This is a genomic window from Psychrobacter sp. UBA6766, assembly GCF_002453355.1.
Taxonomy (GTDB): domain Bacteria; phylum Pseudomonadota; class Gammaproteobacteria; order Pseudomonadales; family Moraxellaceae; genus Psychrobacter.
This window is the reverse complement of sequence record NZ_DKGQ01000013.1, coordinates 38,592-64,007: the sequence shown is the minus strand read 5'-3', so window position 1 is coordinate 64,007 and position 25,416 is coordinate 38,592. Positions and strand designations below refer to the sequence as shown.

The following is a 25,416-nucleotide window of genomic DNA, read 5'->3' as shown; positions in this document are numbered from 1 at the left end:
GTTTTTATGGTGGTGTGAAAAAAGATTTATGCTTTAAGTATTTTAGGCATTGCTGGTTTGATCGAGTTTTTGCTGACAATGATTCCAGCGGTCATCAAATTGCCAATCACTTTTACCCAATCGAAACCAAACCAAGGAAAATGCCAAACGGTCATGACGCGCGATACAATGGGCAAAAAACTCGTTTTCGATTTGCGCTATGATGTCCCAATCTTGGTTGTCACGCGCGAGCATTAATTCGCTAGTAATATCTTTAGTGATTTCTTTAGCATCGTCACTACTGATCCGCAGCCGCTGGGTTTGTTCATTTAACGACGGCGATACCAGTACACTCCAGCGCGTTGCTAGCATACTATTTTTTTGAATATAGCTTTTTTTATCGATACAATCGCGAAAGCCTTGTTCGATATGGGGGAGCATACGACCTTGCAGACGGGTAAACATATTGGTGACATCATAGGGAATATCATACCAGCAGCCATAAAAAAAGTCTGCTACTGCGCCTTGTAGCGGCTCTTTTTCGTTTAACAGTAGGGCAGCATTGATACGTTGTTCGTGAAAATGGCGATTGTTCGGAGCAATAAATATCTTACGCGAGTAAAGACGATACACACGCCGCGCCGCCATTTCACTTTCTTTGATGAGATCTAAATCAGACATAAGAGTGTCCTGTCAGTCATAGTCATTGTTTAAGAGCATTGCTTAAGAGCGTTGTTAAATGAGCGCGGTCAAAAAAGAACTATTAAATAACTAATATTAAATAACGACTATCAAACCATTACTATGACTTAAATAAGATGCCAATAAATAATGAACTTATTAGCTGAGTAAGGTTTGCATCAAATCAATCATAAATTCAGCGTCTTCTTCACTCATGGCTTCAAAACCTTGCGGCATACCAAGTTCAGCCAACGCTTCTTTACCATCGTCATCGTTATGCAGGTTCAGAATCGCATTCATCAAAATGTCTGTATCAGGGAAGCCTTCTTTAATAAGCAATACATGGCTGATATCGGCCAAATCACTTTCGATTAAGACTGATAACTGGGCTTTGGTTAAGCGTGAAAAGCTATGGAAAATTTCTGCCAAAAAGAACGCCGCTTGCGCTTCACCTTTAATCACTTGACGCGCCGCTGCCTGATAAGTTTCAGTCACTGACCAATTAAGATCGGCTTCTTCTATATCAACTGCTTCTAGCAGGCGTAAACCAATCAATTTCACATCGCGGTTATCTGCCATCGCTACGGTAGCGCCAGCTTTGATATCTTCTAAGCGATTGAGGTCGCTATTTGCTGCTGCAGCAATGACCATCTCATCAGACTTGCCGATAGGACGCGCCACTGCACGGTAGCCTTGCTCACGGATAAGCGTTGCCGCATCAAAAGGATTGGCATAAATCACTTGAATATCGCCTTGATTGATAATGTCTTCTTGTTCAGCATGCGAGGTAGGTATGTTTAGATGCATGTTGAGGTTGGCACGTTTTTGAATCAAGGTATTAAACATATGCCAGCCAGCAAAACGTTCCGGCGAAAAATCAGGGGCGATTAACATATTATGTGTCGTCATGATTTAACCTTCCTCGTCTTGTTTTATTTCAGCATACTGCGCGATTGCCGCATCAATTTTGCTGCGCGATGGCTTACGGCGTACCGAAGTATAGCCGACGGTTTCGCCATGGCGCACGTTTGGAACGACAGTCGCATAAACCCAATAGTGACTGCCATCTTTGCATAAGTTTTTCACATAACCATACCATTTTTGCCCTGCCTTAGCAGTCGCCCACAAGTCTTTATAGGCAGCTTTTGGCATATCAGGATGGCGTAAAATATAATGCTGCTTGCCGATTAATTCATCGACATCATAGCCGCTAATCTCGACAAAGGCATCATTAACATGCGTTAACACACCGTCTAAGTCGGTACGTGAGACGATTAGCTTACCATCAGGATAAGGGCGTTCGATACCGGTGTCATAAACAGTGCGCGAGGTGCCGTCGTGGTAAGTCATGGTGATTTGTTCGGCTGGCATGTCAGGTTTCATGGCGTCGGGGAGTGGAGAACCCATCGTAATCTCCTTTATTTATCATTGTTGTGATAGTTATAAGAAAGCGTAAACATCGTTAAAAAGCGGATGTGGTTTAAGCTTAACTGTTAAAACGGTTGAATAAATGTCGATCAGGTTTTTGCAAATTAAGCGCTCTAAGCGTTTGCTAAGTATGAGATAAGGAGTTAGGAAACCTAATCAATCATTCAATATAAACAGTATGCAATACCTTAAATAATTTTTATAAGACATGGCATTAATTTTCATTTAAAGTGTTATTTATCAAATAGTTTATAGCACTGAAGCTGCATAAAAGCATCTCGACAGATATTGGAAGTTATCGGTTAGATAAGTTTTGCCAGTGCTTCTGATGCGCGTTTAATGTCTAAGAATATCAAGCCAAGCTTAGCGTTTGGTTTTGCCATAATGGTTAATACCGCTTCATCGCCTGATGAGGTCATAATCACGTAGCCTTTTTCGCCTTGGATCATAATACGGTCGATGCTACCACGAGCCAATTCACGACCTGCGCGGTCACCAAGTGATAATAAAGCCGCAGACATTGCGCCAACGCGGTCTTCATCAACGCCTGTCGGTAAAGCGGATGCAATCATAAGACCATCATTAGAAATAAGAGCAGAGGCTTCAACATCGGCTGATGAGCTGTTTAGGTCTTCCAAGATTTGCTGGAATGAATCTGTACGCATAACGATTTCTCTGTGACGAATGATTAAATGAATAAAATTGTTTAAATTGTATTTAATAATGTCTTAAGTAGACAATAATAAGGGGCGAGATTATAAACCCTTACTATTAGCATTGATATAGGAAGACATCAATTATTATCTAAATAAAATGTATTTTTAACCTTTTATTCCTATTTCCCAACCGTTCATCGTAATTTTATCGCAACTGATAAATAAAAGTTGGTTTTGAATGAAATTTCTAGTATTTTTATTTTTCGTTCAGACATTTTTACTGCACACTGTGAGTAGCAAGTAAGAGAGGAAAATCACTGTTTAAAGAAACAGTTTTGCACAAAATCGCCGTAAATTACTTAGATAATCGCGGTCGTTTTTCTGACTGACGAATTTTCACAGCAAGGTTATTGATAGATTATAATTAAAAAAGTCTCTTATAACTTTTGATGATGGGGATATTTACTAGACTTATATACCAAAAAAATGCTATATAGTTATGAGATAAAAATTGTTTGTGCTTCTGGGTTTGCGATTTAGAGACACATTCAGTTGGCTTCTAATCCCACCAGTTTCTATACCTAACAACGTCTAGAAACGATTTCACTTGCACACTCGCGTTTTAAATCCCATCGTTTGCGCTTAAGCGATAAAACGTCCGTGTGAATCAGCATGATTACAATTTTTACCCTAAGGAACCTATATGAGTATCAGTCAGGCAATCGAAAAAGTCGAAGCACGTTACGCCCATCAACCTGAATTTATTCAGGCGGTAAAAGAAGTTGCAATCACCATTGCTCCGCTATACGACGCCCATCCCGAATATGATACGTTCAAAATATTTGAGCGTCTCACTGAGCCTGACCGTGTTATCGCTTTTCGTATCAATTGGGAAAATGATAAAGGTGAAGTACAGGTGAACCGCGGCTGGCGCGTGCAGTTCAATAATGCTTTAGGTCCTTATAAAGGGGGCGTTCGCTTCCATCCTACCGTCAACCAATCGGTGCTTAAGTTTTTAGGTTTTGAGCAAATTTTCAAAAATGCCTTAACCGGTTTGCCGATGGGCGGCGGTAAAGGTGGCGCTGATTTTGATCCTAAAGGAAAGTCCGACAGCGAAATCCGCCGTTTTTGCTACGCCTTTATGCGTGAGCTGCATCCATACGTCAGTAAAGATATCGATGTACCAGCGGGCGACATCGGCGTCGGTGGACGTGAAGTTAGCTATATGTTTGCGATGTACAAAAATCTGACGCGTGAGCACGGCGGTGTCTTGACCGGTAAAGGCGTCGGTTTTGGTGGAAGCTTGATGCGTACCGAGGCAACAGGCTATGGCGCAGTTTATTTCTTAGAAAACATGCTAGCGGCTCAAAACGATAACATCAAAGGCAAAAAGGTACTGATATCAGGTGCTGGTAACGTCTCACTTCACGCTGCTGAAAAAGCGCATATGCTGGGTGCAACGGTACTGACAGTATCTGACTCACAAGGTACGCTGTATGATGAAAACGGTATGGATCAGGAAAAAATCGATTGGCTAAAAGAGCAAAAAGCCCAAAGCAAACCGCTGGCTGAGTATGTTGAAATATACGGCGGTGAATGGTTGGCTAAGCAAAAACCCTGGCATATAAAAGGTGATATTGCGATTCCATCAGCGACCCAAAACGAAGTCGATGAAGACGATGCCAAATTAATGGTTGAAAACGGCATTAAATATATTGCCGAAGGCGCTAACATGCCATTGACCGCTGATGCAATTGATTATGTCCGATTACATCGCGTGCATTATGCACCAGGTAAAGCGGCCAATGCGGGTGGTGTCGCAGTATCAGGTCTTGAGATGTCTCAAAACTCAGTTCGCCAGTATAAAACCTTTGAAGAAGTCGATGAGCGCTTGAAAGCCATCATGAAAAATATCCATGACTGTGCTGCTGAAGCATCGGAAAACTATGGTCAAACGGACAATGGCTATATTGATTATATGTCAGGAGCCAATATCGTCGGCTTTAAGCGCGTTGCTGATGCGTTATGTGCTTATGGCATTTTAAACTAAATAGTACCCTAAACTAAGTATGGTAAATGGTTGCTATAGGTAATAGAGTCTGATAATACTTTCTACACTATATATCTAGCGCTTTCTGCTCTAACAAAAACTGCGCCTATTTTAATAAGTAGGCGCGGTTTTTTTGTCTTCAAACAATGCTGATACATTAGGATACTTTTTTGTCTCAAAGCTTTATCTCATCAACGTTATGATAAGGAACACTACTGAGCTAAATAAAAGCGACGTTAAATAAAGAACAGTATAAATGAGGAGGTAATGTTATGAATAACGTTCTAAAACGTTTTCAGCTCACCACATTAGGTGCTTGTCTGACATTGGCTTTGACAACAGGCGTCATCAGCACAGTTGCCAGTGCAGCCAGTAATGCAGACGAAATACACGCCGCGCAAGCCGCAAAAATTAGCTTAAAGCAGGCCATTACTATCGCCAGTAAAGCGGCGTCTGGTATTTTAATTAGCGCAGAGTTTGATGACGATGATAGTGATGCGGTAGGAAAAGGTGGCGCTTATGAATTAGAGTTCAGTACAGACAGCGTGAATTATGAAATCAAGGTAGATGCGAACACTGGCAAGATTGTAAAAACAGAAACGGATCGTCTAGATGGCGATGATATCAACGATTATAAAGTTCAGAAAAAAGTAAAAACCGGTATTATGACAGCGATTAATATCGCTGAAAAACAGACAGGCGGTCGAATATTAGAAATTGAATTTGAAAATGACCGTGATTATGCCAATCATGCGGCGTATTACAAAGCTGACCTATTAAAAGGTAACAAGATTGTAAGTATCAATATCGACGCCAACACTGGTAAGACTTTTGCTAATAAGTTTAAAAAATAGCATGACATTCGTAGTAATCATCAAAAAGACATCAACCATATAGGTTGGTGTCCTTTTTTTCTAAAACAAAATTTATTTTGACTTCCAAGCATTAACTGTTAGTAAAGCAAGCTAGTCTTTGTCATGTTATTCGTAACATGATTATTAATAACTAGTTGTATCTAAAAACATGAGATATGAAGCTTTATAAGCCCATGAGCTATAATAACCTTACGCATACTCACTATTTTTGTACGTTTATTCTTACGCAATTGCGATAATATAGAAGCAACTCACTGTTGTAGAATCAGCGTTGAGGGTTAAAATAATTGTTAATAATAACCGTCACCTAGCGTAATTGCATCAATACCATATAAAAATAGCATTGAAAAATAGCTCTAGAATCCTCAAATCGGGAAGCCAAAGCCAAGAATGACAATCGCTAGGCAGTGTTTTTTCATCAATGCTATTTGCAACTTTTTAACTGTATTTGTTGGTCTGATACTTTTTTGCATTATTCACTCACTTTATAAGGACGTCTTATGAAACGTCGTACACTTTTAGCCTTCGCCGCCAGTACTGTATTACTTGCTGCTTGTAATCAGTCACCTACTAATGATTCCGACACCAAAGCGACAGATAGTGCGGCGAGTGGCGGTTCTGATTTGCTACAACGTATCAATAATGGTGGCACCATTAACGTCGGTACCGAAGGTACGTATCCTCCGTTTACCTATCATGATGAGAGCGGCAAGCTGACGGGCTATGACGTCGAAGTGACGCGGGCGGTTGCTGATAAACTAGGGGTAGATGTCGAATTTAAAGAAACCCAGTGGGATGCCATGCTGGCTGGTTTGGATTCGAAACGTTTTGATATGGTCGCCAATCAGGTAGCACTGACCACGCCTGAGCGTTTAGCAAAATACGATAAATCAACCGAATATAGCTGGTCAGGCGCTGTGGTATTGGCACCGACTGATGACAATCGTTATAGCTCTTGGGAAAATCTAAAAGGGCTACGTTCGGCACAGTCGCTTAGCAGTAACTATGGTGAGCTGGCGGAGCGCTATGAAGCAGAGGTCGTTCCTGTCGATGGTATGGCGCAAGCGATCCAGTTGGTTAAGCAAGGCCGCGCTGACTTTACCATGAATGACAATCTTGCCGTATTGGATTATCTAAAGAAATTCCCAGACGCCAATCTTGAGATTAAATTGGTTGCTCCTGCCAGTGAGCAGACAGGTTCAGGCTTGATATTGCTTAAAGGTAATGACGCGGTTGTCGAAAAATTAGATGCAGCGATGGCAGAGTTAAAAGCCGATGGGACGCTAACCAAACTTAGCGAAGAATTCTTTGGTGCTGATATAAGTCAACAAAAATAATGCTAGCTTCTATTACCTCAGTATTAACCGACTTATTGGCATTACTGCCATTCATGAGTGCTGATCGGGCGCATATTGTCATCAATTCATTTTGGCCAATGCTCAAAGGTGGAATCTATTATTCGATACCGTTGGCATTGATATCATTTGCGATTGGAATGATTATTGCGCTGACGGTGGCTCTGATTCGTATCGTGCCACGTGCGGGCTGGTTCCATGAGATTCTTTATCGGCTTGCCCGTATCTATGTGTCCGCCATTCGTGGAACGCCAATGCTGGTACAGCTGTTTATTATCTTTTATGGCTTGCCAAGCGTTGGCGTTAAGCTAGATCCGTTTCCTTCAGCAATTATCGCCTTTTCATTGAATATCGGTGCTTATGCGTCAGAAACGGTGCGGGCGTCGATTTTATCGATTCCAAAAGGTCAGTGGGAAGCGGGTTCGACGGTTGGACTGACGTATCTACAAACCTTTCGTCATGTCATTTTGCCCCAAGCACTTCGGGTATCAGTACCGCCCTTATCCAATACTTTTATCAGTTTGGTAAAAGACACGTCTTTGGCGTCATTGGTGCTGGTCACTGAGCTGTTTAAACAGGCACAAATCATCACCGCGCGTAACTATGAGTTCATGCTGGTTTATACTGAAGCGGCGTTTATTTACTGGGGAATTTGTCTGTTCTTAACCTTTATTCAAGGTAAGCTTGAGACCCGCCTTGATCGTTACGTGGCAAAATAATTTTTGCTAAAAATATAGTCAATTATCTTGTCGTTTGTTTTTCTAATTAGCACTTTCTAATTTGTAAGCGGAAACCTTTATGATTCAAGTCAGTAATATTCACAAAGCCTTTGGTAGCAATCCAGTTCTCAAAGGCATCGACTTGTCTATCGAAAAAGGCAAGGTGGTTGTCATATTAGGACCGTCAGGGTCGGGCAAGACCACTTTTTTGCGCTGTTTAAATGCGCTAGAGATTCCTGATCAAGGCGTTATCGCTTTTGATGATGGTAGCTTGACCGTCGATTTTGCCACCAAACCCAAAAAGAAAACCTTGCTCGCACTGCAACGTAAGTCTGGCATGGTATTTCAGTCTTATAATTTGTTTCCGCACAAATCGGCGATTGAGAATTTAATGCTTGGGCCGACGGTGGTTCAAGGACAAAGCAAAGCACAAGCACGAGAGCAAGCATTAGCCCTGCTCGATAAAGTAGGCTTGTCTGATAAAGCGGATTTGTACCCATTCCAGTTGTCTGGTGGTCAGCAGCAGCGTATTGGCATTGCCCGCGCACTGGCGATTGAGCCGTCGTTATTGTTGTTTGATGAGCCAACCTCGGCGCTTGACCCAGAGTTGGTTCAAGACGTTCTTGGAACGATGAAGCAGCTAGCTTCTGAAGGTTGGACAATGGTTGTGGTGACCCATGAAATTAACTTTGCCCGTGATGTTGCTGATCATGTCGTCTTAATTGAAGATGGTCAAGTGGTCGAAGAGGGGAGCGCAAAACAGTTGTTTGAAGACTCAACGCATCCACGAACGCGAGCGTTTTTACAGCGTATTGAGTAGTAGCTCACTTTAAAAAAGGCTGGCCTTTAACAAGCCGGTCTTTTTTATTTAACGCTCTTTTTTAGTGCGTCCTCATTATACCTGCAATAAAAAATTCATCAGTAAACGCTTCGCCCCTTCAGTCGCAAAAGATTCTGGATGAAATTGCACCCCTTGAATAGGGTAGTCGGTATGCGCAAGCCCCATAATTTCATCACCTGCCAGTGCCGCCTCCGTTACGCTTAAATTGTGATGCTTGTCGTTGCTCACGACGGCGGTGACCGTTAAGCAATCGGGCAAGGTATCCGCCTTCACCATGAGCGAATGATAACGCATGATTTCTATCTCTTGCGGCAATCCTTGGTAGACTCCCGCACCATTATGGCGGATCGCTGAAACCTTGCCATGCATTGGTACGCTCGCACGCATCACGTCACCACCAAAGACATGGGCGATGCCCTGCATTCCCAAACAAACACCCAATAGTGGTGTTGTTTTTCCCATGACTTCGATGACTTCTGCACAAATACCAAAGTAAGCGGGATCACCGGGCGCGCCAGGACCTGGTGAGATGATGATTCTATCAAGATTCATCGCTTGTACATCTGCTAAGGTTATCTCGTTATTGCGTTTGACGATGACGTTTGCTTCTTTAGCACCGTTTTTATTATTGTCCATCGTCTGCAAAATCTCGCCAATATATTGGTATAGATTAAAAGTAAACGAGTCGTAGTTGTCGATAATTAAAACATTCATGGGTCATAAACTCTTTGATAAAGTGTATTAAATTACGGATGCATAAAGCTATCTAACACTACTTTCATCGCCGAAAGCTTGCGCTGGATTTCTAAATATTCATCAGCAGGATTGGAGTCATAAACATTACCACCGCAAGTTTGCGCGTAGGCGGATTTGCCGTTAATAAACAGGCTGCGGATAGGAATGGCAAAGATACAATCACCATTAAAGTTAAATGAACCTAGTGCGCCGCCATAAGCACCGCGACCATCGGGCTCAAGCTCATTAATGACTTTAATCGCTTCGACCTTTGGCGCCCCTGATAGAGTGCCAGCAGGGAAGTTGCTGGCAAGGGCGCTGAACATGTCCTCATTAGGGTGCAAGATTCCGACGATTTCAGAGGAGATGTGCTGAACGTGTGAGAAGCGTTTGATATCCATTAAATTGCGCACCTTTACCGTTCCAAATTGAGCGACGCGGCCGATATCATTACGGTGCAAGTCAACGAGCATATTGTGCTCAGCAATTTCTTTGGCATCATTTAGTAACGCTCTGGCAAGCTGGCGATCTTCTGCGACGTTAACGCCGCGCTTGGCTGTTCCTGCCAATGGGTAAGTTTCCATCTCACCTTGACGTAAGCGAAACAGGAGCTCAGGCGAGGCACCGATGATGCACTGCTGAGCAAATTTCATAAAGTACATATGCGGCGATGGATTGACGGCGCGCAATTTTTCATAGATCGGTATCTTATCACCACTAATGCGATATTTGGATTTAAAGCCCACTTCACATTGAAAGATACGCCCCGAGATAATGTCTTCTTTAACCTGCATGACGGCGATGGCATGTTCTTCTTGGCTCATGCCATCGCCCAAAAACTCAACCGTCGGCGGCTCATAGCTCGGAACTGGCGCGTCAAGTAAGGCTTTGATTTGCTCTATACGGTTGTCTTGTTGTTCAGTCGGATAGTAAAAATAGAATATTTCGCCCGTCATTTTATCTAGCGTCAAACCGTCTAAATAAACGCCAAATTTAAAGGGTTCAAAATCATCGCTTGACTTGGCATTGAGACTTGGCTCAAAAAAATTGACGCTATCATAGCCTAGATAACCGACCAGCCCGCCGCTTTGGTCGCGAGCAATGACGTGCTGCGGGGTGATGCGGCGTAGTAGCTGATAAGGATTGTCGGTTTGATAATGAGCGGTTTTAGACGCTTTGTTATCAGTAATCGCCAAAGTCGTGCGATCGATGGCGGCAATGGTCATAATTGGATCAAAACCAATCGCATGATGGCGTGCCATATGACCATCTTCTCCCAATGACTCAAGCAGATAACAAGTATCGAACGCGCGCTCAATGCGTTTGAATAGCGCTAGAAAATCAATGTCTTGCGTGAGTTTAATCCGCTGCGGCTTGCTAGGAATGTTAATAGCAGCAGGTTGGCGATGCTGAGAAGGAGAAGCGGTCATAACAATGTCCAAAGTAGTTCAAGTATTTATTCAATAAAAAAAAAGCAGAATAAAAACGTATTTTTTGATGAATTAAGTGTCTTTTCTATGCGTTTCTTCTATGCATTTCTTCTATGCATGTTTTCTATGCGTCGCGAGTAAGGCGCTGACATCATGATTTTGCATGGCTTTAGCACCGCGCGAAACCGTGGCAATCCCAACTCCTAGCTGCTCAGATATCTCGCGTTGGGTCATTCGTTGATCTAATAGGTCAAAAATACGAATACGATTGGCAATCTCAAATTGCTCTTTATCGGTCAATAGCGCACGAAATAGCTCGTCGATAGCAGCACTATCATGACAACTTGCCAAATAATTTAATAAACTGTGATAAGGATCGGTGTTCATAATATTTAATCTTGGTAATAGACAAAGTAATAAGCAAAACATTGGCTTGTTTCAGCATTCTAGTACAATAGTACGAAAAAAACAACTAAAGTAATGGATGTTTTAAAAGTGTTTGATTAAAAGATTATTTAATAGTATCCAACTCGATATAAAATAAAAAGCCAGCTCACCGTAATGAGCTGACTTTGCTGTTAAATAGGATGCATTTATACTGATGATTATTCCAAATGGCTTATCGTTCTGGGCGAATAAACGGCATATGACGATTCACATCTTTATATAGCAAGTATCTAAATGGGCCAGGACCACCGGCGTAACAAGATTGCGGACAAAATGCGCGAAGCCACATAAAGTCACCCGCTTCAACCTCAACCCACTCAGCGTTTAAGTGATAGACGGCTTTACCTTCTAGAACATATAATCCGTGTTCCATAACGTGAGTTTCATCAAATGGAATCACGCCACCTGGCTGGAAAGTCACGATGTTGACATGCATATCGTGACGCATATCAGACTGCTCGGTAAACCTGGTGGTTTTCCAAACGCCATTGGTGTCTGGCATCTCAATAGCTTCAACATCATGATCGCTGGTGACAAAGGCTTCGGGCACCTCAAGACCTTCTACAAATTGATAAGCTTTGCGAATCCAATGAAATTTAACGTGTTTGTCGCTATTGTTTTTTAGCGTCCATTTACAGCCTGGCGGTAAAAATGCATAACCACCCGCTTCAAGATGATGTGCTTCGCCTTCGATAGTGATATCCATTTCGCCTTCAACGACAAACAAGACCGCTTCTGCTTTAGTGTCCAGCTCAGGCTTTTCAGAGCCGCCGTTTGGGGCTACTTCAACGATGTATTGTGAAAAGGTTTCTGAAAAACCGCTTAAAGGACGAGCAATAACCCACATACGCATGCCTTCCCAAAACGGCAAGTAGCTAATAACAATGTCGGTGAGTACACGTTTAGGAATAATTGCATAAGCTTCGGTAAAAATGGCTCGATCGGATAGTAATTGTGTTTGCGGAGGCAATCCGCCAGTTGGGGCGTAATAGGTATTTCTTGTTGACATTGTTCGTGTTCCTTAGTGGGTTTGTGCCGCGATAAATTTGTTTCTGAAATCAGGGAGCCAAAGGTAAGTATTTGTGTTTGGCTGGGATTGCCCTTGTTAAATTGGATTAAGTGCGGCTTGATAGGCGAAGCTTACTCATTTTCTATTTCAATACTCACTTGCCAAGCATCGATAGTAAGTTCGTAGCAGTTATTACCCTCACCGTTGATACGATCAACGACCAAAAAATCAGAGTCGCGACCAAGTGCCAGTAGGGGATGATGCCAGACATTGGCGTCGTATTGCACGCCTTGATGCGATTTGGCATAAAACACTGACAAATCAGCCGCAGAACGTGGCGGCTCACCGGCTGGTGCAACGACAACAATATAATCTTGACCATTCATCGAAAAGAACGCTTGCGTGCCAAATGGGTGATACTCCATCACCGATAAGGCGATAGGGAGCTCACGCTTTTTGGCACGAAAGATACTCATGCCAACATCGCCGCCGTCAAGCTTGGCTTCAGCAATCGCATGATGTCGACAAGCATAGCCTCTGTTAATGAAATAGCAGTTTTCAGACGTCTGATCTTCTTTATCATAGGGCTCAATCACCGTACCAAAAGGTGCAAATTCGGCCTTAGTTAAAGGCTTAGCGATGATTGTAGTAGTCATGAGTTCACCTTTAGGTTGGTTAGTAGTGTCATTTGTTTGGCTATTTTAGCAGCTTGTTAAGTTATAGACTGTCAGCGGTCAATAACAGTATGATGTTTTTATTGGTGTGCTCTTTTAGCACTTTATGGTTACATCCAGTTTACACTGTTGTCAGCCGTTGCTGGATGGTTTTCATACCAGTGTCTGGCAATGTCATCGCGGCGGCATACCCAAACATCGGGCTTGCTGGTAATATATTGTAAGAACTTTTTGAGGGCGGTGATACGACCCGCGCGGCCAATGATACGGCAGTGCAAACCGATGGTGAGCATTTTTGGCGCGTTTTTACCGTTTTTATCGCCTTCTTCATATAACGTGTCAAAGCTGTCTTTTAAATACTGATAAAAAGGCTCAGCGTTGGTAAAACCAGGGCTTGACGAAAAGCGCATGTCATTGGTCTCTAACGTGTAAGGAATAACCAAATGCGGCTTTCGAGTGATTTTATCACTATCTTCTACTTTTACGTTTAGCCAGTAGGGCAGCTCATCGGCATAAGAATCTGAATCATAGATATAACCGCCTTGTTCGGCGACCAGCTCGCGCGTATTGGGGCTATCGCGACCGGTATACCAACCAAGAGGCTGCTTCCCAAGCATACGCTCGAAGATTTCGGTGGCGCGGCGAACATGTTCGCGTTCAGTCTCGCGGTACATGTATTGATAAGTAATCCAGCGTAGCCCGTGGCTGGCAATTTCATGACCATCTTCTAATACACGCTCAATGATATGAGGGGTTTTTTCAGCCGCCGCCGCGCACGTAAAGGTTGTGATAGGTAAACCATACTCTTTAAAAGTATCTAACACACGCCAAACGCCCACTCGGCTTCCATACTCAAAGGCTGATTCGATAGATTGGTGACGATTGTTAAATTCGGGCGTACCTAGTACATCGGATAAAAAGCGCTCTGACTGACCGTCTCCATGAATAACGCTATTTTCCGCGCCTTCTTCAATGTTTAATACAAACTGTACAGCAATCTTTGCGCCGCCCGGCCAGTTGGCTTTTGGAGGATTGCCAGCATAACCTTTTAAGTCACGTGGGTAGGTGTCGTGATTAAAATCACTGGTTATTTTTTTACTCATTTTTAATTTATCCTAAATAAATAAAGCAGAATAAGAGTTAGCATTTCTATTTATCTACTTTTAGTCGCTTAGCTGTTTACAATCCTGAGGCGTAAGCAACGAGTTGTTGGCGTTCTTCATCGGTCAATTGGGTCAAGTTGCCCAAAGGCATATATCCAGTTTGTACCGCCGTGACAATTTTGGCTTGATGGGCTTTTATATCTGCTGGTGTCTGCAAGATAATGCCCAATGGCGGTGCCGCAAACCCTTGCTGGGTTGGCTTGGCTGCGTGACAAGTTGTACACCGTGTATGCACGATATTCATAATGGCATCATCCGCTGAAGCGGTTACAGGTACGACTTCGGTAGCCGTTTCATTGGTAGCAGCGCCAGCTTCGACGGCAGCATTTTCAGTCGCATCATTAGGCTGATTAACAGCAGTGCTAACTGTTGCATCATCAGTAGATAGCGGCGTATTATCTGATGCGGCCGTTTCAGTAGAAACAGCGGCAGGTAATGGTTCAACAGGGGCTGGACGCATCCAAATAATCAATAGTATCGTCGCTAATGCGGGAATCCATAGGAATTTTGGCTTATTGTGACCCAAGTGTTTTTGGTTGAAATAGTGACGAACCGTTGCCGTGATAATACCGACGAATACTAAGACCAACCAGCCGTGTGCATGCGAATACATCATCGGATAGTGGTTACTAATCATGGTAAAGATAAGCGGTAAGGTAAAGTAATTATTCATCAATGAGCGATTTTTTGCTTGTAGCGCCAAATCCGCCACTTCTTTACCCGGCTTCACGCCGCGGCGTACACAATCTACCAGCGCACGCTGAGCGGGCATAATGCCAAAGAAGACGTTACCCGCCATCACCGTCCCTAAAATAGCGCCGATATGAATAAATGACGCGCGGTCACTAAACAGCTGATAAGAACCCCAACAAGCAATGATTAATAGGATAAAAATAATGCTGCTAAAAATCAGCGAGTTTTTACCAAGACGGCTACGAACAATCACTTCATAAAGAAAATAGCTACCAAATAAAAATAATAAGCTGGTCGAAATGGCACCGACGCTGCTGCCAAAAGCCACTTTGCTTGGATCAATCAAATAAGCGGTGGCATTGGCGTAATAAACGATAGACAGCATCGCCATACCGGTAAGCCACGTGGTATAAGCCTCCCATTTAAACCAATGCAGGGTTTTTGGCATCTCTTCTGGTTCAAGCTTATATTTGGCAATTTCATAAAAACCACCGCCGTGTACTGCCCATAAGTCGCCTGAGATGCCTTTGTCCGCCTTCCACTGTGGCGGCTTACGTAAACTCATATCTAGCCAAACAAAATAAAAGGACGCCCCAATCCAGGCTACGCCAGCGATGACGTGAAACCAGCGAAAAAATAAAGCGACCCAGTCGAGAAGATATGCACCCATGCGCGAATTGTCCTTTTTTGCAGTGTTCTTACTTTCAATGTTTTTGTTCGGTGTTCTTAACTTAATATTCTTGATTTAGCATTTCTTTACAGCTTTTTTACCGTACTAGTTTTTAAAATCATTAAGCTAGGAGCCGCGATAAGTACTGTAGCCGTGGGCGCTTAGTAGTAACGGTACATGGTAGTGACCGCCATCACTGATCATAAAATCAATGACCACTTGCGGATAAAATGCCGTTAAATTTTGCGCATCAAAATAGGCTTGAGTATCAAAGGTTAAGGTATAACGTCCAACGTCTAAGTGATACTCAGCAATATCAATACTTGGGTCGAACTCCCAGCTGTCGATGGCCACGCGGCCATCGGCATTAGTGACACTTTTAGCCAAAAATGACGCTTCCCCGCTTGCGTTCAAACGATGCAGTATGACAGCGATATCAGCAGCTGGTTTACCAAGATGGGTATCTAAAATATGTGATGAGAGCGTTCCTGACATGACAGTTCCTTATAAATAATCAATAAAAAAACAGCTGCTTTATCACGCAGCGCCCAGCAGTTTTTGTAAGCGTAATCGAGTGATTTTGTTTTGCTCAGCAGCGGCATTGAGCAGCTCAGTGCTGCGGTCGTTTGGCAAGCGCGCTAGCAATAAATCCAGCATTTGCTGTGCACTCTTGCCCGTTGCAAAGACAATAAAGATAAAGCCAAACTTATCGAAATACCCTTGATTGCCTTTTGCCAAGGCTTCAATGACATCAATGTCAGCGTTATTAGCGCCAGATTGCTCATGGGCGGCGCTGTCTTGCGTGTTGCGGTATTTTTCTTTTAGCGAGTCAATATTTCCAATTTGTGGATGACCGTCAAATGCCTCAAGCAAGTTGGCTTCTTGGGTTTGTGCTTGCTGCCAAGCCTGGTCGCTACTGGCGAGTAGGTCGTCTATGTCTGCAAAAGGCCGAGCGCCTGCTACGCTATGAGCCCAGTTGGCGCTGGTGCAGCAGGTCAATAGTTTCGAGATTGCATCGGCTTGCGAGAGGGCGTTGAATTGCGCTAGTGATAAGCTCACAGTGACATCCTTTTCTTTTAAGTCTAAAGCGTTTAATGCTTAAGCTTTGATAACTGTTTTTTAATGACTGTTTTTAATGGCGACGTTGTTATTAATACGTTTTAATTACTCGCTATAATAGCGAAGCATCGATTTTCTTTGTGATACAAACACACGCTAAAGCAGTATCGATTGGCTGGTAATTGGTTTATTATATCCCATTCTGCTTAAACCTGACCATTTGGTCAACTGTTTTGTGCAAAATATTTTTTACTGACTGGTTATATTTTCTACATATCAAAAATTAAATTGGTTTATTGACCCAGTGATATGTTGGAATATGGCTACTTATTCACCATCCTATTTAATGGTTAATCTTATGACCCAACCTGATAAAACGTCCCAATCGTCCGCTTCTGAGAACGCCGTTCATCGCAATCAGCAAGATATCCGTGCACAAAACCAAGCGGTGATTTTGGCGGCAGCAGAAGAGGAGTTTGTACTACAAAGCTATCGCGGCGCGACGATGCAAGGAATTGCTGATCGAGCAGGACTGCCAAAAGCCAATGTTCATTACTACTTTAAAAACAAAAAGAATCTCTACAAAATGGTCTTGCGCTCTATCATTCAAGAATGGAATGAAGGATTGGTGACGATGACGGTCGACAGTGACCCAAAAACTGTGATAGAAAAATTTGTGCGAACCAAATTACATCAAGCATTTGCGCACCCAAATCGTCATAAATTGTTTGCTTTAGAAGTCATCGGCGGCGCGCCGCATCTGCATGATTTTATGTCGACAACCATGAAAGAGTGGGCGCTTGATAAGTCTCAAGTAATGAAAATATGGCATGAGCAAGGCCGAATTGGTATCGCTGACCCATTACAATTATTGATTTTGATTTGGGCAACGACGCAGCGTTATGCAGAATTTGAAACAGAAATCGTCGGTCTTATGCAAAAAGACGCTTATGACAAGCAAGATGAAGCGCGCGCGGCTGACTTCTTAATACCGTTTATCCTTCGCGGTTGCGGACTTGAATAGCTGATATTAAGAGGTGTCTTAGTTCTTATTGAGGTCAAAGGTCAAACCGTCTTTACGATACTAGCCATATTCATGCTTTATCGTAAAGACGGTTTGATAATGTAGTAAAGATAAGCATCTGTGCTTAATTAAACCCTATCTCAATTATAACGCTTGACCTCCAACTTCACTTTCAGGCAACACGCGAACTGGCTTTAGACCATCTTCAATATGCTGATCAGACGTATCAAACTCGACGCCATAGTTCTTTGGCAAGATCATGTCTAATGTGATAGCGACGATACCTGACATAGTCACTGCCGAGCCAAAAATATTGCGAAACAGCTGTGGCGTTTGAGCAAACACATCAGGGACAAACGCAATACCCATCGATAAGCCGAGCGAGGTTGCAATAATTAAGATATTACGATGGGTAAAGTTTACCGTTGATAAGATTCGAATACCTGCGGTTGCGACGGTTGCAAACATCAACAGTGTCACGCCGCCAACGACGGGCTTTGGCAGTTGCGTAAAGATAGCACCAAGGATAGGGAACAATCCCATGGTAAATAATATCGCGGCCACATAAAAACCAACGTAGCGACTTGCGATACCCGTCATTTGAATCACGCCGTTATTTTGGCTAAAGGTAGTCACAGGAAAGGTATTAAATACCGCTGCAATCCACGAATTAACCCCGTCACCTAGCACGCCGCCTTTGATGCGTTTTTCATAGACAGGACCTTGAATAGGTTCGCCTGAAATCATTGAGGTGGCTGTCAAATCGCCTGATGTCTCAATACTGGTAATGATATACATAAAGGCAATCGGAATAAACGCTTGCCAATCGAAGCTTAAACCGTATTTAAAGGGGATAGGCACGGTCAGTAAAGGCGCTTCAGAGACTAAAGAAAAGTCAATACGGCCCATAAACATCGCTGCAATTAAACCAAGCATCAGACCGATAAAAATAGCACTCGAGCGAATCACTTTATTATTGACGATACTGATCAGTACCACACTGACCAGAACACCACCGCCCAATAATAAGTTCTCCATACTACCAAAGTTTTCTGCGCCAACCCCGCCTGCCAAATCGGTCAGGCCTGTTTTGGTTAAAGACAGACCAATCGTAACAATAACACAGCCGGTGACGATAGGGCTCATCAAAGATTTGAGCTTAGTGATAAACTGGCTTAAAAATATCTCAACAAACGCGCCGAAGAACGATACCCCAAAGATGACAGAGAGAATCTCCTCTGGGCTACCGCCTTTATTTTTTACCACAAACCCTGCGGCAAGGACGGCAGCTAAAAAACCAAAACTCGTGCCTTGTAAAGCCATCAATCCGGAGCCGATCGGCCCTACCTTGCGAGTCTGAATAAAGGTGGCGACCCCTGATACCATCAACGACATACTAATAAGGTAGGGGATATGCTCTCCCAAACCCAAAGCACCGCCAATGATTAAGGATGGCGTAATAATCCCCACGAAAGCGGCAAGTACATGCTGTACCGCTCCTAAAAATGCTTTTGCAGGGGCGGGACGATCATGCAGTCCATATAATAAATCAGGGTTTCCTTGAGTAACTTCACTCATTTTGGCTTCCTCCTAAAGTGACTTTTAGTCCAATCTCTGCAGACAGACTTAAACAGCGTAGTAAAGGAGATGACTTGAGAAGAAAGAATCTTATTTGAGAATAAAAGCTCTTAGTTATCTCTTGTCATGCACCTTATCTACTATCTATTTATTACCAGTTGTCCAACAGAGAGTCGCACTGGTCCGTGTGCTAATAAATAAAAGCAGGTCACCATTATTTATTAATATTGCCAAACATCGTAGTTTAAAACCTGACTAATTAGTCAGCTATCTAAGGGTATAGTGAAAGCCTTGCTTATTGCAATGTTTTTTTTGCTACTAAGGGGTTTATTTATTTCATCATCATGATTTAAACGAATATCGTCGCGCTTATCTCAAGCAAAACAATGGCTGGCGTTAATCGTTTGTAAACAGTCACTCAAAGACATTCTTTAACCTTCGTGCTTTTGCCCATTTTACTAAAATAAATTTCTCATTTTATTTATTGCCAAATTGTTAATACTTCGTTATTATGCCTGTCATAATTTAAATGCTAATCATTATCATTAGTGTTAATCATGTCATTCTTATGTGAGTCTTTTGATTTAGTAAGGGCTATAAATCAGAAAATGACAAATGTTTTAAGAAAGAATAAGAAAGCAAAATCCCAAACTACTTTTAGAAGTAGCACTTTAATCCTAATAGTAAGAAGAGTGAGTGTGTTATGCGCGAAGTCAAGTCAGCCACATTTTCTAAGCCATTAAAGGTCTTATCGGTCGCTGTTTCGGCAGTCCTGTGGTCACAGCTAGCGGTTGCGGCAGAGAAATTGCCTAGTACTACTTTACAAACCATCACGGTGACTGCTAACAGTTCAGTTCGTGAAAAAGTACAAGAAGATAACGTTGATGTGGAAGACTATACGCCAGCTCAGCAAGCAAGTCATTTGAGTGATTTTTTAAATGTCGTTCCAGGTGTGACCATAGGGGGTACTTCATCGGTCAATCAGCGTATTCGTATTCGCGGTCTTGAAGACAGCAACCTAAAAGTCACTATTGATGGCGCGCGTCAAGAAGGTAAGCTGTTCTATCATATGGGCGACATTACCATTGATCCTGATTTGCTTAAGCAAGCGGATGTGGCAGTGGGTAATAATTCTGTCACGCTCGGTAATGATGCACTTGGCGGCGCGGTTGCTTTTAAAACGGTCGATGCCGCTGACTTACTCAAACCAGGTCAAAAGATTGGTGCCAAGCTAAAAGCAGGTTATGCCAGTAATAATGATGAGCTACTGACGTCAGCCACGGTTTTTGGCGCCCCATCTGATAATGTCGATTTATTGGCCTATTATGGTAAGCGTGATACCAGCTCGGGTGAAGACGGCGAAGGCCGTGAGTTGTTTGAAGACAGTGAGAGCGAGAGCTTCTTATTAAAAGCTGGTGCTTATGTTGGTGAGGACCATCATGTAGGCGCAAGCTTTAGCCGAACTGATAAAGAAGGGACCTTTCCATTCCGCCCAGATTTTCCAAGCCTCGGCGATGATCCAATCCCGCAAAAAGTAAAGCGTGATACGTATACGCTTGATTATAACTTTAACCCAGCAAGCTCGCTTATCGACGTTGATACCACTATTTATCAAACCGAGACCCAAATTTCGCGTGATAATGACCCGAAAACATCGCCAGGCTATGATTGGGATGCAAAAGTAAAAACCACTGGCGGTAAAATCGAAAACACCAGTGTGATTGATGAAGCCTCAGGACGCCATAAACTGATCGCAGGGTTAGAGCACTATAAAAAACAGTCAGATTTTTACACCGCTAAAGACCGTTCAACAAAACTGCCCGCATCAGGGGAAGATAGTGCTAAAAATACGTCAGTTTATTTAGAAGACCAATGGCAAATGGGCAAATTCAGCCTAACGCCAGGCGTGCGTTATGACCGTTATGAAGCGCCAGATTTTGTTGCTGGTGGTAAAACGTATGATAATGTCGTCGGTGCGCTAGCAGCAAGCTACGAGATTGCGCCACGTACACAGGTTTTTGCTAGCTATACTCAGCTGTTCAATGGCCCAGATTTAAGCCAAGCTATTTTCAATCGAGATGGTGCTGGCACTGTCGTTAATAACGATTTAAAAGCAGAAGAGGGCGATAATACCGAAGTGGGTATCGTCACAACCTTGCGCGATCTCACCACGGCTAATGATGCGCTACAATTAAGCGGTAAGTATTTTGAAACCAATATCGAAAACTATATTGAATTTATACGCTCAGGTCTAAGCTGTGGACCAAATCTTGGAAATGATTGCCAAGGTGCGGTCAATAAGGATGAAGATTATAAAATCAAAGGTGTTGAGCTGGCCGCTGATTATAAAATGAATAACTTCAGCATGGGATTAAGCTACGCTCATGCTCGTAGTAAGGGTGAAGATACAGGTTACAGTTTTTATTCACAAACAGGATCAGCCGCAGATGCTGGTGATAAATACATGGTCAATTTGGCCTATCAGCCAACCGATACCACTGAGCTTGGCTGGCGCAGCACCTATGTCGCCCCTGTCACACAGACCTTTATAAGTAGAGGAGAAGTTACAGAAATTAAAAAACCAAGCTATGACGTTCATGATATCTTTATGAGCTACTTGCCAACACAAGTAGAAGGTCTAAAAGCCACGGTTGGCGTGTATAATATCTTTGATGAAACTTATGCCAGTCATGCTTCAAGATTCGATCCTCTAAAAGATGATAGCACTGACTTTGAGCCAGGTCGTAATATCAAAGCGTCATTGACGTATCAGTTTTAAGCCTGCATTTATTTTCTAGTAGCAAAGAAGCCAGCTTTTTATAAAAAAGAGCTGGCTTTTTTATCACCATTTTTTGGCACTTAAGCCTTCTTTTTAAAAATTACGCTTCGGCTCTACCACCATTAACCCTATATATTCATAAAGAATCAGCACTCATGACTTCACTTTCATTATCTTCTTTTGTATTGAATATGCGCCGTATTTGTCTTTGGATTCATCGTTATACTGGGCTTGTGATGGCAGGCTTTTTAATCATAGCGGGTCTTACTGGCTCGTTATTGGCTTTCCATGACGAGTTGGATGATGTGTTTAATCATCAATTGGTACAGATTGAGCGGCAAGATACGCCGCAGCTTCCTATTGCAGGGTTGCACGATAAGGTGGTCGCCGCCTATCCAGAATACAATTTTTCTAGTATGCCAACGTCATTAGAAGCGGATAAATCTGCGGTATTTTCAGTCGATAGAGTTCGAGGTCAAAGCGCTAAAAATCAACCTAAAGCCCCGTTTCAAGAGGTTTATGTAAACCCTTATAACGGCGATATCGTAGGAACGCGTGATAAAGATGAATGGGCATGGCGCAATACCATGTGGAAAGTGTTTTGGTTGCACCGTGATTTATTGCTCGGTGATATTGGTAAGTTGCTGTTAGGTGTGATTGCGCTTATTTGGACGATTAATTGCTTTATTGGTTTTTATTTAACCTTTCCTAGAGCCGTTAACGGTAAAAAAGCATTGCAGAAAACTGTATCTAAAACTGCGCCTAAAAAACGCACGTCTTTTATTAAGCGCTGGCTGCCGGCGTGGAAAATCCGCCGCAAAACCAATACCTTTAAGCTCAATTATGATTTACATCACGCTTTTGGTTTATGGCTGTGGCTGATGCTATTTGTCATTGCGTGGTCGAGTGTCGGTTTTAATTTAAAATCGGTCTATCAACCTGTGATGCAAGCAGTGGTCGGATTTGAAGGTAGAGAGGCTAAAGGCAGGGAGAAAAACCAAGCAAAAACAGCAGATAAATCGAACGTGCAGGCTATGTCAGCCGTTGCATCAATAAGCACTGAGACAGGTAGTGATGCTTTTGTTAATAAAGCGAATAGTATTGCGTATTTAAGGAAGCAAGCGCATATTGCTGCGCAAAAAAACGGCGTAACCGTTCAGCAGCCATTAGGCATACGCTGGCTTTCGGAAGAAGGGCAATGGCAAATGCGCTTTAAAACGGATAAAGATGTCGGCACGCACGGTGGCGCTTCGTCTATCACAGTGCATGCGGCGGCTGGTAAAGTCGAAAAGGTCAATTTCGGTTATCAAAGCACCTTTGGTAATAAGATCGATCAATGGTTATCGACGCTGCATATGGGACATATTAGTCACGGTATCAATCATCTACTTTATCAAATATTTTTAGCAATGATAGGATTGACCGTGGCTATTTTGTCCGCTACAGGTTTTTATCTATGGGCCAAAGGTCATCAGAGTCGATTAAAGCAAAGGCAGAAATTAACAGTTAAGAACGACTTTTCAAAGCGCCTGTTCAAAACGACCATGAAAAATTAACGATTAAGAATTAACGATTAAAAATCAATCACAAGATAGGCCGTACTTAAACCGTATCCACAATCACTGGTCGGCCTTGATGATTAAGTACGGTCACATCGACGTTATATAATTCTCTCATCGTTTCATGCGTAAGGACATCAACAGGCGCGCCTGTCGCCAGTACGCGACCCTCTTTCATGGTCACTACCGTATCGGCAAATTGTGCGGCTTGATTGATGTCGTGCAAGACAATCACCACAGTTTTTTGCTCAGTATGGCTCAACTCACGCAGCTCACGCATCAGACGGCCAGCATGATACATATCTAGATTGTTGAGCGGTTCATCAAGGAGTAGGTACGGCGTATCTTGGCAAACAATCATTGCAATCAGCACGCGTTGACGTTGGCCACCAGAGAGCGTTGATAAAAAGCGCTCGGCTAACGGCTCAAGCTCAAAGCGTTCGATAATCTCTTGCACTTTTTGCTGATCATCAGCCGTTGGTTGTCCTTGATGGTAAGGATAGCGCCCAAACATTAACAGCTCGTGCACGCGCAGTCGGCCTTGTACTTGATTGTCTTGCCCAAGCATTGCCACTGTCTTAGACAGCATGCGCACAGGGCAATTGGCGATATCATGCTCCTCATTACCTACAACGAAACTGACTTGCCCAGATTGCAGCGGCTGTAAGCGGGCCATCACTGAAAACAACGTCGATTTTCCCGCGCCATTCGGCCCTATTAGAGCGATAACTTGGGAGGGCGGCAAAGACAGAGTAATGTCATGCAGGATTTGCTGTTTGCCAATATGATGAGAAATATTATTTATTTTAATCATAGCAATTCTTGTTTTTAGAAAAGTTTTAACCCGTTGCGTCTTAAAAAATCATCTTTAACGGCGATAGGTCATAAATATTAATAATAGAAATACCAAGCCGCCCGCCAGTTCAATCACGACTGACAATACGCCTGCCATGCCGAGCACCTGCTCAAATATGGTTTGACCAAGAACCAAGCAAATCATCGCCACCAAGCTGACCAATATCAGACGCTCACTATGATACATATGCCGCGCGATACGATTGGTCAAGGCGCAGACGAGTAAACCAAAAAAGGTCACTGGACCGACTAAGGCGGTAGCAGTAGCGACCAATACCGCGATGATTGTTAATAGCCCAAAAGCGAGGCGTTGATAGTCGATACCGAGGTTAATCGCTTGCGATTTGCCTAGCATTAAGACATCGCATTGATATCGCCAGCGCCAGATAAACAGTGCACTGATGACGCAAATAACAAAGCTAATGCCCAAAAGCTGCGGATTGACGGTATTAAACTGCGCGTAACTGGCCGATTGTACAACCACAAAATCATCGGGGTTAATAAGCCGTGCAATCAGCGCCGATAAGCTGCGAAACAACACGCCAAAGATAACGCCTACCAAGATAAGTCGCGTCAAATCCTGACTGCTTTTTGAAAATAATACTCGAAATAATAGTAACGATGCACCAAACATGAGGACGATTTCGAGGGTAAATTTCACGATAGGATTGATACTGGTAAAGCTAATGGTGCCCAAGAAGAACACCAGTAAGCTTTGCAATAACACATATAGCGAGTCAAAGCCTAACAGTGACGGCGTTAGAATAGGATTGTGCGTTAAGGTTTGAAACAGTAGCGTTGATACACCAATCGCATAGCCGACAACCATCAGTGCCAGCAATTTTTTACCACGTAATGGCAGGGCGAAATCCCAATGACCGTTGACGTTGATCGTCAAAAATAGGACCATCGAGATAAATAATATAACGGCGGCAATGGATTTTGGATGACTGGCGATAAATGCCCAAAGCTGAGCTAATCGGCTTTGGTTAGAAGTATTTGCATGGCTGTTGTCTTTTAAAGTGCCATTTTTAGGAATACTCTTTTCTGCCGAGCCAGTTTTTCCAGAATGCAGCTTAGACGGTGAGAACATGAATAAATCCTATAGTGCCAAGCTTATCTAGTAAGACAAAAAAGTTAAGAAAAAAGATGGCAAT

General features: G+C 43.0%; 24 protein-coding genes. 8 read left to right on the top strand and 16 right to left on the bottom strand.

From position 1 onward, the window contains the following. Positions 1 to 42: 42 nt before the first annotated feature. The 4 genes from B4K26_RS03370 to B4K26_RS03355 form a co-directional block, all read right to left on the bottom strand. A complete protein-coding gene (locus tag B4K26_RS03370; protein WP_296243535.1) occupies positions 43 to 660 on the bottom strand; it encodes a hypothetical protein in 618 nt (205 codons plus the stop codon). A gap of 159 nt (positions 661 to 819) precedes the next feature. Then, positions 820 to 1,569 carry a PhnD/SsuA/transferrin family substrate-binding protein gene (locus tag B4K26_RS03365; protein ID WP_296243534.1) on the bottom strand — a complete coding sequence of 250 codons (750 nt, stop codon included), beginning with the start codon at positions 1,567 to 1,569 and terminating at the stop codon, positions 820 to 822. Between the two features lie 3 nt (positions 1,570 to 1,572). Continuing rightward, on the bottom strand, positions 1,573 to 2,067 hold the full coding sequence (locus tag B4K26_RS03360; RefSeq protein WP_296243533.1) for a PAS domain-containing protein: 495 nt from the start codon (positions 2,065 to 2,067) through the stop codon (positions 1,573 to 1,575). A 323-nt stretch (positions 2,068 to 2,390) separates the two neighbouring features. Beyond that, on the bottom strand, positions 2,391 to 2,753 hold the full coding sequence (locus B4K26_RS03355; protein ID WP_010201036.1) for a roadblock/LC7 domain-containing protein: 363 nt from the start codon (positions 2,751 to 2,753) through the stop codon (positions 2,391 to 2,393). A gap of 694 nt (positions 2,754 to 3,447) precedes the next feature. Between B4K26_RS03355 and gdhA the strand changes: the two genes are divergently transcribed. The 5 genes from gdhA (at position 3,448) to B4K26_RS03330 (ending at position 8,563) form a co-directional block, all read left to right on the top strand. Next, entirely contained in the window at positions 3,448 to 4,794 is a 1,347-nt protein-coding gene (gdhA, locus tag B4K26_RS03350; protein ID WP_296243532.1) for an NADP-specific glutamate dehydrogenase, read from the top strand. A 272-nt stretch (positions 4,795 to 5,066) separates the two neighbouring features. Beyond that, positions 5,067 to 5,648 (top strand): PepSY domain-containing protein, encoded by a 582-nt coding sequence (locus tag B4K26_RS03345; RefSeq protein WP_296243531.1) that lies wholly within the window; start codon positions 5,067 to 5,069, stop codon positions 5,646 to 5,648. A gap of 521 nt (positions 5,649 to 6,169) precedes the next feature. Beyond that, positions 6,170 to 7,006, top strand: coding sequence for a transporter substrate-binding domain-containing protein (locus B4K26_RS03340; protein WP_296243530.1), 837 nt, complete (start codon positions 6,170 to 6,172; stop codon positions 7,004 to 7,006). A gap of 53 nt (positions 7,007 to 7,059) precedes the next feature. Next, positions 7,060 to 7,743 (top strand): amino acid ABC transporter permease, encoded by a 684-nt coding sequence (locus B4K26_RS03335; RefSeq protein WP_409521374.1) that lies wholly within the window; start codon positions 7,060 to 7,062, stop codon positions 7,741 to 7,743. Between the two features lie 79 nt (positions 7,744 to 7,822). Next, on the top strand, positions 7,823 to 8,563 hold the full coding sequence (locus B4K26_RS03330) for an amino acid ABC transporter ATP-binding protein (protein WP_296243528.1): 741 nt from the start codon (positions 7,823 to 7,825) through the stop codon (positions 8,561 to 8,563). 75 nt (positions 8,564 to 8,638) lie between these two features. Here the strand turns inward: B4K26_RS03330 and B4K26_RS03325 are convergent, their stop codons facing one another. From B4K26_RS03325 to uraD, 9 genes are all read right to left on the bottom strand, one after another. Beyond that, positions 8,639 to 9,298 carry an anthranilate synthase component II gene (locus B4K26_RS03325; protein WP_296243527.1) on the bottom strand — a complete coding sequence of 220 codons (660 nt, stop codon included), beginning with the start codon at positions 9,296 to 9,298 and terminating at the stop codon, positions 8,639 to 8,641. A gap of 32 nt (positions 9,299 to 9,330) precedes the next feature. Then, complete coding sequence (locus B4K26_RS03320) at positions 9,331 to 10,749, bottom strand: anthranilate synthase component I family protein (RefSeq protein ID WP_296243526.1); 1,419 nt, start codon at positions 10,747 to 10,749, stop codon at positions 9,331 to 9,333. 111 nt (positions 10,750 to 10,860) lie between these two features. Continuing rightward, entirely contained in the window at positions 10,861 to 11,136 is a 276-nt protein-coding gene (locus tag B4K26_RS03315; RefSeq protein ID WP_296243525.1) for a Trp family transcriptional regulator, read from the bottom strand. Between the two features lie 232 nt (positions 11,137 to 11,368). Next, entirely contained in the window at positions 11,369 to 12,205 is an 837-nt protein-coding gene (locus B4K26_RS03310; protein WP_296243524.1) for a bifunctional allantoicase/(S)-ureidoglycine aminohydrolase, read from the bottom strand. A gap of 131 nt (positions 12,206 to 12,336) precedes the next feature. Then, the gene (locus tag B4K26_RS03305) at positions 12,337 to 12,861 is read right to left on the bottom strand and encodes an ureidoglycolate lyase (protein ID WP_296243523.1); all 525 of its coding nucleotides are present in this window, start codon (positions 12,859 to 12,861) and stop codon (positions 12,337 to 12,339) included. Between the two features lie 128 nt (positions 12,862 to 12,989). Then, positions 12,990 to 13,982: an allantoinase PuuE gene (gene puuE / locus B4K26_RS03300; protein ID WP_296243522.1), complete on the bottom strand. Its 993-nt coding sequence runs from the start codon at positions 13,980 to 13,982 to the stop codon at positions 12,990 to 12,992. A 76-nt stretch (positions 13,983 to 14,058) separates the two neighbouring features. Further along, positions 14,059 to 15,405 carry a urate hydroxylase PuuD gene (locus B4K26_RS03295; protein ID WP_296243521.1) on the bottom strand — a complete coding sequence of 449 codons (1,347 nt, stop codon included), beginning with the start codon at positions 15,403 to 15,405 and terminating at the stop codon, positions 14,059 to 14,061. A gap of 126 nt (positions 15,406 to 15,531) precedes the next feature. Further along, positions 15,532 to 15,900 (bottom strand): hydroxyisourate hydrolase, encoded by a 369-nt coding sequence (gene uraH / locus B4K26_RS03290; RefSeq protein ID WP_296243520.1) that lies wholly within the window; start codon positions 15,898 to 15,900, stop codon positions 15,532 to 15,534. Between the two features lie 42 nt (positions 15,901 to 15,942). Continuing rightward, positions 15,943 to 16,464 (bottom strand): 2-oxo-4-hydroxy-4-carboxy-5-ureidoimidazoline decarboxylase, encoded by a 522-nt coding sequence (gene uraD, locus B4K26_RS03285; RefSeq protein ID WP_296243519.1) that lies wholly within the window; start codon positions 16,462 to 16,464, stop codon positions 15,943 to 15,945. A gap of 358 nt (positions 16,465 to 16,822) precedes the next feature. On the opposite strand from uraD, the gene B4K26_RS03280 reads away from it, so the two are divergent. Then, positions 16,823 to 17,488, top strand: coding sequence for a TetR/AcrR family transcriptional regulator (locus tag B4K26_RS03280; RefSeq protein WP_296243518.1), 666 nt, complete (start codon positions 16,823 to 16,825; stop codon positions 17,486 to 17,488). Between the two features lie 144 nt (positions 17,489 to 17,632). Here the strand turns inward: B4K26_RS03280 and B4K26_RS03275 are convergent, their stop codons facing one another. Beyond that, positions 17,633 to 19,066, bottom strand: a complete 1,434-nt coding sequence (locus B4K26_RS03275; protein ID WP_296243517.1) for a uracil-xanthine permease family protein — start codon at positions 19,064 to 19,066, stop codon at positions 17,633 to 17,635. Between the two features lie 703 nt (positions 19,067 to 19,769). On the opposite strand from B4K26_RS03275, the gene B4K26_RS03270 reads away from it, so the two are divergent. Continuing rightward, positions 19,770 to 21,845, top strand: coding sequence for a TonB-dependent receptor domain-containing protein (locus B4K26_RS03270; RefSeq protein ID WP_296243516.1), 2,076 nt, complete (start codon positions 19,770 to 19,772; stop codon positions 21,843 to 21,845). 155 nt (positions 21,846 to 22,000) lie between these two features. After that, entirely contained in the window at positions 22,001 to 23,401 is a 1,401-nt protein-coding gene (locus B4K26_RS03265) for a PepSY-associated TM helix domain-containing protein (protein ID WP_296243515.1), read from the top strand. A 46-nt stretch (positions 23,402 to 23,447) separates the two neighbouring features. Here B4K26_RS03265 and B4K26_RS03260 read toward each other — a convergent pair whose 3' ends face one another. Together B4K26_RS03260 and B4K26_RS03255 are read right to left on the bottom strand one after the other, a co-directional pair. Further along, positions 23,448 to 24,218, bottom strand: coding sequence for an ABC transporter ATP-binding protein (locus B4K26_RS03260; RefSeq protein WP_296243514.1), 771 nt, complete (start codon positions 24,216 to 24,218; stop codon positions 23,448 to 23,450). A gap of 54 nt (positions 24,219 to 24,272) precedes the next feature. Continuing rightward, entirely contained in the window at positions 24,273 to 25,352 is a 1,080-nt protein-coding gene (locus B4K26_RS03255) for an iron chelate uptake ABC transporter family permease subunit (RefSeq protein WP_296243513.1), read from the bottom strand. Between the last annotated feature and the right edge of the window lie 64 nt (positions 25,353 to 25,416).

Coding starts and splice junctions, on each gene's coding strand:
- B4K26_RS03330 (WP_296243528.1), top strand. CDS start 7,823: ATGATTCAAGTCAGTAATATTCACAAAGCCTTTGGTAGCAATCCAGTT.
- gdhA (WP_296243532.1), top strand. CDS start 3,448: ATGAGTATCAGTCAGGCAATCGAAAAAGTCGAAGCACGTTACGCCCAT.
- B4K26_RS03370 (WP_296243535.1), bottom strand. CDS start 660: ATGTCTGATTTAGATCTCATCAAAGAAAGTGAAATGGCGGCGCGGCGT.
- B4K26_RS03260 (WP_296243514.1), bottom strand. CDS start 24,218: ATGATTAAAATAAATAATATTTCTCATCATATTGGCAAACAGCAAATC.
- B4K26_RS03365 (WP_296243534.1), bottom strand. CDS start 1,569: ATGACGACACATAATATGTTAATCGCCCCTGATTTTTCGCCGGAACGT.
- B4K26_RS03355 (WP_010201036.1), bottom strand. CDS start 2,753: ATGCGTACAGATTCATTCCAGCAAATCTTGGAAGACCTAAACAGCTCA.
- B4K26_RS03345 (WP_296243531.1), top strand. CDS start 5,067: ATGAATAACGTTCTAAAACGTTTTCAGCTCACCACATTAGGTGCTTGT.
- uraH (WP_296243520.1), bottom strand. CDS start 15,900: ATGTCAGGAACGCTCTCATCACATATTTTAGATACCCATCTTGGTAAA.
- B4K26_RS03340 (WP_296243530.1), top strand. CDS start 6,170: ATGAAACGTCGTACACTTTTAGCCTTCGCCGCCAGTACTGTATTACTT.
- puuE (WP_296243522.1), bottom strand. CDS start 13,982: ATGAGTAAAAAAATAACCAGTGATTTTAATCACGACACCTACCCACGT.
- B4K26_RS03270 (WP_296243516.1), top strand. CDS start 19,770: ATGCGCGAAGTCAAGTCAGCCACATTTTCTAAGCCATTAAAGGTCTTA.
- B4K26_RS03320 (WP_296243526.1), bottom strand. CDS start 10,749: ATGACCGCTTCTCCTTCTCAGCATCGCCAACCTGCTGCTATTAACATT.
- B4K26_RS03275 (WP_296243517.1), bottom strand. CDS start 19,066: ATGAGTGAAGTTACTCAAGGAAACCCTGATTTATTATATGGACTGCAT.
- B4K26_RS03305 (WP_296243523.1), bottom strand. CDS start 12,861: ATGACTACTACAATCATCGCTAAGCCTTTAACTAAGGCCGAATTTGCA.
- B4K26_RS03295 (WP_296243521.1), bottom strand. CDS start 15,405: ATGGGTGCATATCTTCTCGACTGGGTCGCTTTATTTTTTCGCTGGTTT.
- B4K26_RS03280 (WP_296243518.1), top strand. CDS start 16,823: ATGACCCAACCTGATAAAACGTCCCAATCGTCCGCTTCTGAGAACGCC.
- B4K26_RS03360 (WP_296243533.1), bottom strand. CDS start 2,067: ATGGGTTCTCCACTCCCCGACGCCATGAAACCTGACATGCCAGCCGAA.
- B4K26_RS03265 (WP_296243515.1), top strand. CDS start 22,001: ATGACTTCACTTTCATTATCTTCTTTTGTATTGAATATGCGCCGTATT.
- B4K26_RS03315 (WP_296243525.1), bottom strand. CDS start 11,136: ATGAACACCGATCCTTATCACAGTTTATTAAATTATTTGGCAAGTTGT.
- B4K26_RS03325 (WP_296243527.1), bottom strand. CDS start 9,298: ATGAATGTTTTAATTATCGACAACTACGACTCGTTTACTTTTAATCTA.
- B4K26_RS03310 (WP_296243524.1), bottom strand. CDS start 12,205: ATGTCAACAAGAAATACCTATTACGCCCCAACTGGCGGATTGCCTCCG.
- B4K26_RS03255 (WP_296243513.1), bottom strand. CDS start 25,352: ATGTTCTCACCGTCTAAGCTGCATTCTGGAAAAACTGGCTCGGCAGAA.
- B4K26_RS03335 (WP_409521374.1), top strand. CDS start 7,060: ATGAGTGCTGATCGGGCGCATATTGTCATCAATTCATTTTGGCCAATG.